The sequence below is a fragment of the Paramesorhizobium salinisoli genome (assembly GCF_003335045.1).
In the GTDB taxonomy this organism is placed as follows: domain Bacteria; phylum Pseudomonadota; class Alphaproteobacteria; order Rhizobiales; family Rhizobiaceae; genus Paramesorhizobium; species Paramesorhizobium salinisoli.
In genome coordinates this window covers 1-6,354 of sequence record NZ_QOZG01000042.1, presented here as the reverse complement: position 1 = coordinate 6,354, position 6,354 = coordinate 1, and the positions used below count along the sequence as shown (strand labels likewise).

General features: G+C 56.3%; 5 protein-coding genes and 1 pseudogene. 5 read left to right on the top strand and 1 reads right to left on the bottom strand.

The annotated features are described in order from the left end of the window. Positions 1-464 precede the first annotated feature (464 nt). Positions 465-602: pseudogene (locus DUT91_RS24265) on the bottom strand (IS481 family transposase); the annotation flags it as partial. Between the two features lie 272 nt (positions 603-874). Between DUT91_RS24265 and DUT91_RS24255 the strand changes: the two are divergent. The 5 genes from DUT91_RS24255 to DUT91_RS24230 all read left to right on the top strand — a co-directional run. Continuing rightward, positions 875-1,318 (top strand): thiol-disulfide oxidoreductase DCC family protein, encoded by a 444-nt coding sequence (locus DUT91_RS24255; protein WP_114442964.1) that lies wholly within the window; start codon positions 875-877, stop codon positions 1,316-1,318. 20 nt (positions 1,319-1,338) lie between these two features. Beyond that, entirely contained in the window at positions 1,339-3,006 is a 1,668-nt protein-coding gene (locus DUT91_RS24250) for a saccharopine dehydrogenase family protein (protein ID WP_114442963.1), read from the top strand. 12 nt (positions 3,007-3,018) lie between these two features. Further along, positions 3,019-3,222: a hypothetical protein gene (locus DUT91_RS27035; RefSeq protein WP_245419992.1), complete on the top strand. Its 204-nt coding sequence runs from the start codon at positions 3,019-3,021 to the stop codon at positions 3,220-3,222. 631 nt (positions 3,223-3,853) lie between these two features. Beyond that, positions 3,854-4,678: a hypothetical protein gene (locus DUT91_RS24240; protein ID WP_147272284.1), complete on the top strand. Its 825-nt coding sequence runs from the start codon at positions 3,854-3,856 to the stop codon at positions 4,676-4,678. 279 nt (positions 4,679-4,957) lie between these two features. Next, on the top strand, positions 4,958-6,354 hold a 1,397-nt coding region (locus DUT91_RS24230), incomplete at its 3' end, for a hypothetical protein (RefSeq protein ID WP_210207971.1).

Genomic DNA, 6,354 nt, shown 5'->3' with positions numbered 1-6,354 from the left:
CTTCCAAAGAGGGGGTCAGGCAATTTGCCGACGGCTCGGCGATCACCGGCACCAGCAAGGCCCAGATGACGGATGGCACGAAGATGCTGGTCGGCGACGTCACCCTTGCCTTCAGGCCATCGCTCACAGCTTGATCGTTATGACAAAGCTGTATCCTATCGAACTTGAGAGAGGCACAATGGCAACGATGGCAGAGGTCCGACGGGTTTCTTGGGCACTTTTCTGGAAGTTTTCTCTGAGTAGTCTGGCCCTAGGCTTTATTGCCGGTTCCATTGTTGGCTTTCTGCTTGGTTTCCTCGCCGCTATTGTTGGCGGTTACACTATTGAAGCTGGTATGTCCGAAAATTGGCAATGGATAATCCGGATCACTACAGGTGCTCTTGGCTTCGTCGTGTCCTTTTTTTGTTTAAATTTCTTTCTCGCCAAAACAATCGGGAAGGAAATTGGCGGCAAGAAACTGATCTTGGTGTCATCGGCAGTGAAACAGATCCGCCATCCGTCAGCACATGAGTGATACGGAAGGGGAAGGCCTTTCGTGCTTCGGCCAGAAAGGCAGCCGCGTTGGCAGCATTCTGGGCATCGTAAACGGCGAGGTGCACGAAGCTTATCTACCGAATCAAAGGATGCCCTATGGGCCAGATACTTCATGGGAGCGCCACGATGAAGGAACTCGGGATCGGACGCGTCACCCTTTACCGGTATGTCGGTCTAAAGGGTGAAATCAGAGATATGGAAGACGCGTCCTCAGGTTGGCGACAGAATAATTGATGGAGCAGAGCGCCGCGCTCATAATCCGCTATGGCGCAAAACATCTGTTTTCGGTGGCACGGGAAAAGATGAGATGGTAAGCGACCCTTTTCTAGATTGGCATGGGATGGATGGTAAGCACCCTCCACTGAGCAAGCAGCACTCCATTGATGGGCCAGGTTCTCCTATCATCTTGTTCGACGCCGAGTGCATGCTGTGTTCTGCCAATGCTCAATTCGTTTTGACGCACGACAAGATCGGTCTCTTTCGCCTGGCATCCATGCAGGGTGATGTTGGGGCGGCTATCTATCGGCGGCACGGCATGGATCCACGAAATCCCAGCAGCATATTGGTGGTCGAGAACAACCGCGTACGCGAGGATAGCGATGCCGTGCTGAGCATCTATGAACGCTTGGGCCTTCCATGGCGCCTGCTCAGCGCGTTGCGCATCGTGCCGGCGTTCCTGCGCGACCCCGTTTACAGATGGGTAGCGCACAATCGCTATCGGCTGTTCGGCAAGCGGGAGAGCTGTTGGGTGGCTCCGCCGGAATATAGGGACAGGCTCTTGTGAGCAGATCCAGCGCGGGGCGTATGAAGATTCTGATCCTCGGTGGATATGGCGTTTTCGGTGGCCGCTTAGCGGAACTCCTGTCCGACATCCCGGAGATCGATCTTCTCATCTGCGGTCGCGACCTTGGCCGCGCCGAAGCGTTCTGCGCGCGTTATAGGGGGAAGGCTCGGGTTCATCCGCTTGCGCTCGATCGCGCCGACATCGTAGCGGGTCTGCGCGCGCAGCAACCTGCTCTAGTTGTCGATGCTTCCGGGCCGTTTCAGGATTACGGCGCCGATCCCTATCGCGTGATTTCAGCCTGCATCGATGCCGGCATCAACTATCTCGATTTTGCGGATGCCGCCGATTTCGTGTTCGGGGTGTCCCAGTTCGATGCCAAGGCAAAGGCGGCAGGTGTGTTCGTACTTTCTGGCGTGAGCAGCTTCCCGGTTCTGACTGCCGCCGTACTGCGCGAAATAGCGAAGACGATGAATATTATCTCCGTCGAAGGCGGCATTGCACCATCCCCTTATGCCGGGATCGGACTCAATGTTATGCGTGCGGTAGTCGACTATGCCGGCGCGCAGGTTAAATTGCAGCGATATGGGAAGGAATCGCAGGGGGGCGGGCTGGCTGAAAGCATGCGCTTCACCATCGCGCCTCCAGGCCGGTTGCCGCTCCGCAACATCCATTTCTCGTTGGTTGACGTACCGGACCTGCGGGTCATTCCGCCCGAGCACCCGACAATGACAGATATCTGGATGGGAGCCGGCCCGGTCCCGGAGATCCTTCACCGAGTCCTCAATCTGCTGGCGAAGGCACGAGCCAGATTCAGGCTGCCCTCATTAAAGCCGTTCTCGCGGCTCTTCTACGCGGTGCTCAATCAGATGCGGTTCGGCGAGCATCGTGGCGGCATGTTCGTCGTTGCACGAGGGCGTGCAGACGGCGGCGACATCGAGCGGAGTTGGCATCTGCTCGCGGAGGGTGACCATGGCCCCTACATTCCGTCGATGGCGATCGAGGCGATCATCCGCAAGCTGCTGGTCGGCGAACTCCCGTTGGCCGGAGCAAGGTCAGGTGTTCGAGCACTTGAACTCAGCGACTATGACGCATTGTTCCAAGGTCGGAAGATCTTCACTGGGTTTCGGGAGTGCGAGGCAAATGCCCCGCTCTATCGCAGAATCCTTGGATCAGTTTTCTGCGCGCTTCCTCCCCGTCTCCAGGAGCTTCATGGCAGTGCTACTGCCCGGCGATGGAACGGCTTCGCAGAGGTACGGCGCGGCCGGGGCCTCATGGCCGCACTCGTGGCGGCCCTTGTCGGGTTTCCGAAGGCCGCGTCCAGAGTACCGGTTACGGTTACCTTCTCACCAGAGGAAGGTGCCGAACGCTGGACACGCAGCTTTGGTGGCAAGTCGTTCTCGTCGGTGCAATCGTCAGGTGCCGGAAGGGATGAGCATCTTCTGGTGGAACGGTTCGGAATCGTGTCCTTCGCCCTCGCTCTGGTGGTCGAGGGCGAGAGCCTGTTCTTGGTGCCGAGACGATGGTCGCTCTTGGGACTTCCGATGCCCCGCTGCCTCCTGCCCTCTGGGCAGAGCTTCGAGACCGAAAAGGATGGGCAATTCTGCTTCGACGTCGAGATTTCGATGCCGATGATCGGCGTTATCGTGGCGTACAAAGGTAGGCTCGATCCGATAACAATCCGTTGCTGAAGCGGGGTGCCCGTGCTGGCGGTCGTCGCCTTCATGGGTTTTGCGATATGGTCGATGCGACCGACGCCGAAAGAAGAGGTCGAGCAGCCCGACTCGGATGTGATCCGGCAGTATCTCACCAAGGTGATCCTTGATCCGCGCTTCGTCGATCCGGATCACCTGACCCATCACAGCATCCTTTCGTCGTCCATCCTTTCGCTCCTTCCGTCATTGTAGAAGGAGCCGTCAAATCTGAAAGTGCGAAAGATTCTTTACGTTATCATTTTACGGGACAAAACTGACTTCAGGCAGCCTTCAAAGTATCCGCAGTCAAAAAAGAACACTCAGTCTTGAAATAGATTTACCGTGCCGAAGCAGCGTAAAGCATCGAGCATCCGCGGCGAGATAGCGGGGACGGCTTTTTCAGTGCCGCCTCCGCCCGCGTGACGTTTGCTCTCCTTGTGATGCCAAGCTGAAGAACATTGTGGGAACATGGCTGTTGCAGTTGACGGCTGACTTGGCGAGGAACGACGTTCCGCTCTGGTAGTCGCATCGACCCGTACCCCAGCCGCGAGATCAACAAGCGTATGGATCGCTGCCAAGGCAGATGCCCCTACAGCGTAAGTAGCGGTAAGACCGAGCGCATGGACTTCCGGGTGATCACCGGCTTTTGTGCAAGAAGTCTTTCGCCAGAATAATCGAAACAAAGGGACGGATAGTTGGACCCGCCGCAGCCCGATGAAACTCCAACGGCAGATCTTGTCAGCAAAAATAGGGGTGATGGCATCCCTTTTTTGTTACCCCTAATAATTGGTATGCTGCGTGCTTGATGTCGCTTAACTCAGCGCTTCTTAAAGGCAGGTTAAATATGAGCTGGCTAACTTCTACGCTTGAGCATTGCAGAAAGTTTCGGAGCATTCTGCCAAGCATTCTGCCAAGCATTCTGCCGGTATTCTTTGCCTGTTTCTACGGCATATCGACGAATGTCATGGCAGCCGAACAATACCCCTGCAAATCGGATTCCGACGATTTAATGGATCGCTGGGCCGGGATTGAAAAGATGGATCCGAACTACCCGGTCAAGCGAATATTGGGTCCGTATAGATTCGAAATCCCGTTTGGCTATATGACAGGGCGGCCAACGCCTGAGCAGGTGAACTGTTATCCAGTCCGGAAGCGGATCGAGTTCGCGTTCTGGATGCCAGACTTGCGCGCGCCAAAAGATGACACGTGGGGAAAGTCGGACTTCCGTCCGCAAGAGCCGGGGCGCGATGCACCCGGACCACAGGACTATATAGTTGAAGTGCCGGGAGTGATGTTCATCGACACCAAGGCAGGTAAATCCGAATCTCCCTCGGTCCGCTTTTGGAACAGCCTTTCAATGTTGGATGAGGCGTTCGGTTTCGAGCAGAAATATGGGCTGCTTCGTGTTCTGCCGGGCAAGAATCCCAATGTATACGACGATTATTCCGATCTTTCGCAGGAGGACTATAAAATCATCTTGAATTGTAGTCGCCCTGAAGATCATCGGCTGAACCCGCTCTGTCAAGCGTATCTCTATTTCACCGACCTGCAACTCGAAACCGTGGTGCGCTTCCCAGCTGATGCGCTGCCGGAGTGGCGCAAGATCAAAGATGGCGTCCGCACCTTGGCGGAGCGGTGGATCGTCAAGGGGAAGCCCGACCAGAATTGACGGCATTTAATTTGTAGCAAGGAGAAGTACCATGCCAGGAGAATTCGCGCTCAATCCGGTTCAGGTGAGCAAACTGAAGGAAATCACCAAGGACGGAACCGGCAATTTTGCCGCGGATATGATTATCTGCGCCAGCAGATCCAGGCCTTCCTGGATGATCCAGCAAATGCTGCTCATCATGATCGCCAAGCCTACCAGAATACGAATTACTGGCTGGAAAAGGCGGCGGAGATCAATCGAGACGACCCGAACAGCGAGGCCAGCACATTCATCCGCGATGTGACGCGCAGCGGGCTTCTGTTTGACGGTAAGAAGGCAGATCCAGCCAAGATTCAGGAAAACTCCAATTTGATTGGGGGTGCTGTTCTTAAAGACGTTCTGGCAAAATCGCGTGTTGCTGGCCTCAATGACGTGTTGACCTTTGACGTGAACAGGGCATTGAAGGAGGGAGGCCAATCTCTCGCCGGTTGGGGCGGTGCGTTCTATTATTGGAACCTGCCAATGTCAGAGAATCCGAAGGATACGGTTGGAAGCCGTATTCAGAAGGATCCTCTGGAATATGAGAAATTCATCGCTCTTACGTCAAAGGCAGTGCTGGATACAGCAGGCCGTCTTGGGATCAGCGCCGAGCAGTTCATGACCGCATTTGGTGCGCAGGCGCCCGAGAAGGTCAAGGCAGAGGTCTTCAATCGCGTTGCGGATTATCTAGATGGCACGTTGGAAAACCTGATGGGTAATCCCGATGACATCGACGGCTACAAGGCAAGCGTCGGGGCGGACGGCAAGGTCAGCTGGTATCAGCTGGATAAAGGCCTGAAACGGATTGATGTGACCGATGCCACAACAATTTCCAGGTTGAATACCCGCCGCGATTTGCGCTTGGAGAAAGGCATCGACCATCAATGGCAGGCTGACAAGGCCGCTGCTGACAAGGCCGCTGCCGACAAAGCCGCTGCCGACAAGGCCGCCGCTGACAAGGCCGCCGCTGACAAGGGGGCCGCTGCTGACAAGGCTGCTGCCGAAAAAGCCGCGGCGGCGGAAGCCCAACGCCGGGAAGAAGCAAATCGCCGGCAAAGGGAAGAACTGCAGAAGAGGCAGGAGGAAGAACGGCGGCGCAACGACGAGGCGCAGGAGCGGTTGAGGGAGCAGAACCGCAAAAATATAGCGGAAATGGAAGCGCGCCCCAGACAGGAAGAGGCACGGCGCAAGGAGATCGCCGAGGAAAGGGAGCGGGAGCGCAATCGCCACCGAAGCGGCGGTGGTAGTGGCATAGGCGCAGGTGGCACGGGTCGCACGGGAGGAATTCAGGTTTGTTCTCCTTCCACGGGCCAGTGTTCAGGCCGCCCGGTCTTTTTGGACCTAAACCGGGATGGGGTTGTCGATCCTGTGCCGCTGCCGGAAGCGAGTGACTTGCCGGCCGGCCTCACATCACCGGGTTCCCGGAATTCCGAGCCGAATTCCAGCAAAACAGAACCTGGCTTCGACAAACCTGTGGCCGGGAGAAGCGAAGCCGTGACACCGCACTTTGACTGGAACGGCGATGGCGTGCCTGATCAAACCGCCTGGGTTGGCCCGAATGATGGCATGTTGGTGATCGATCTGGCCACGGATGGAAGTGCCGGACCTGACGGCCAGATCGATCAGACGAAAGAGATTGCCTTTTCGCTCTGGAAGAC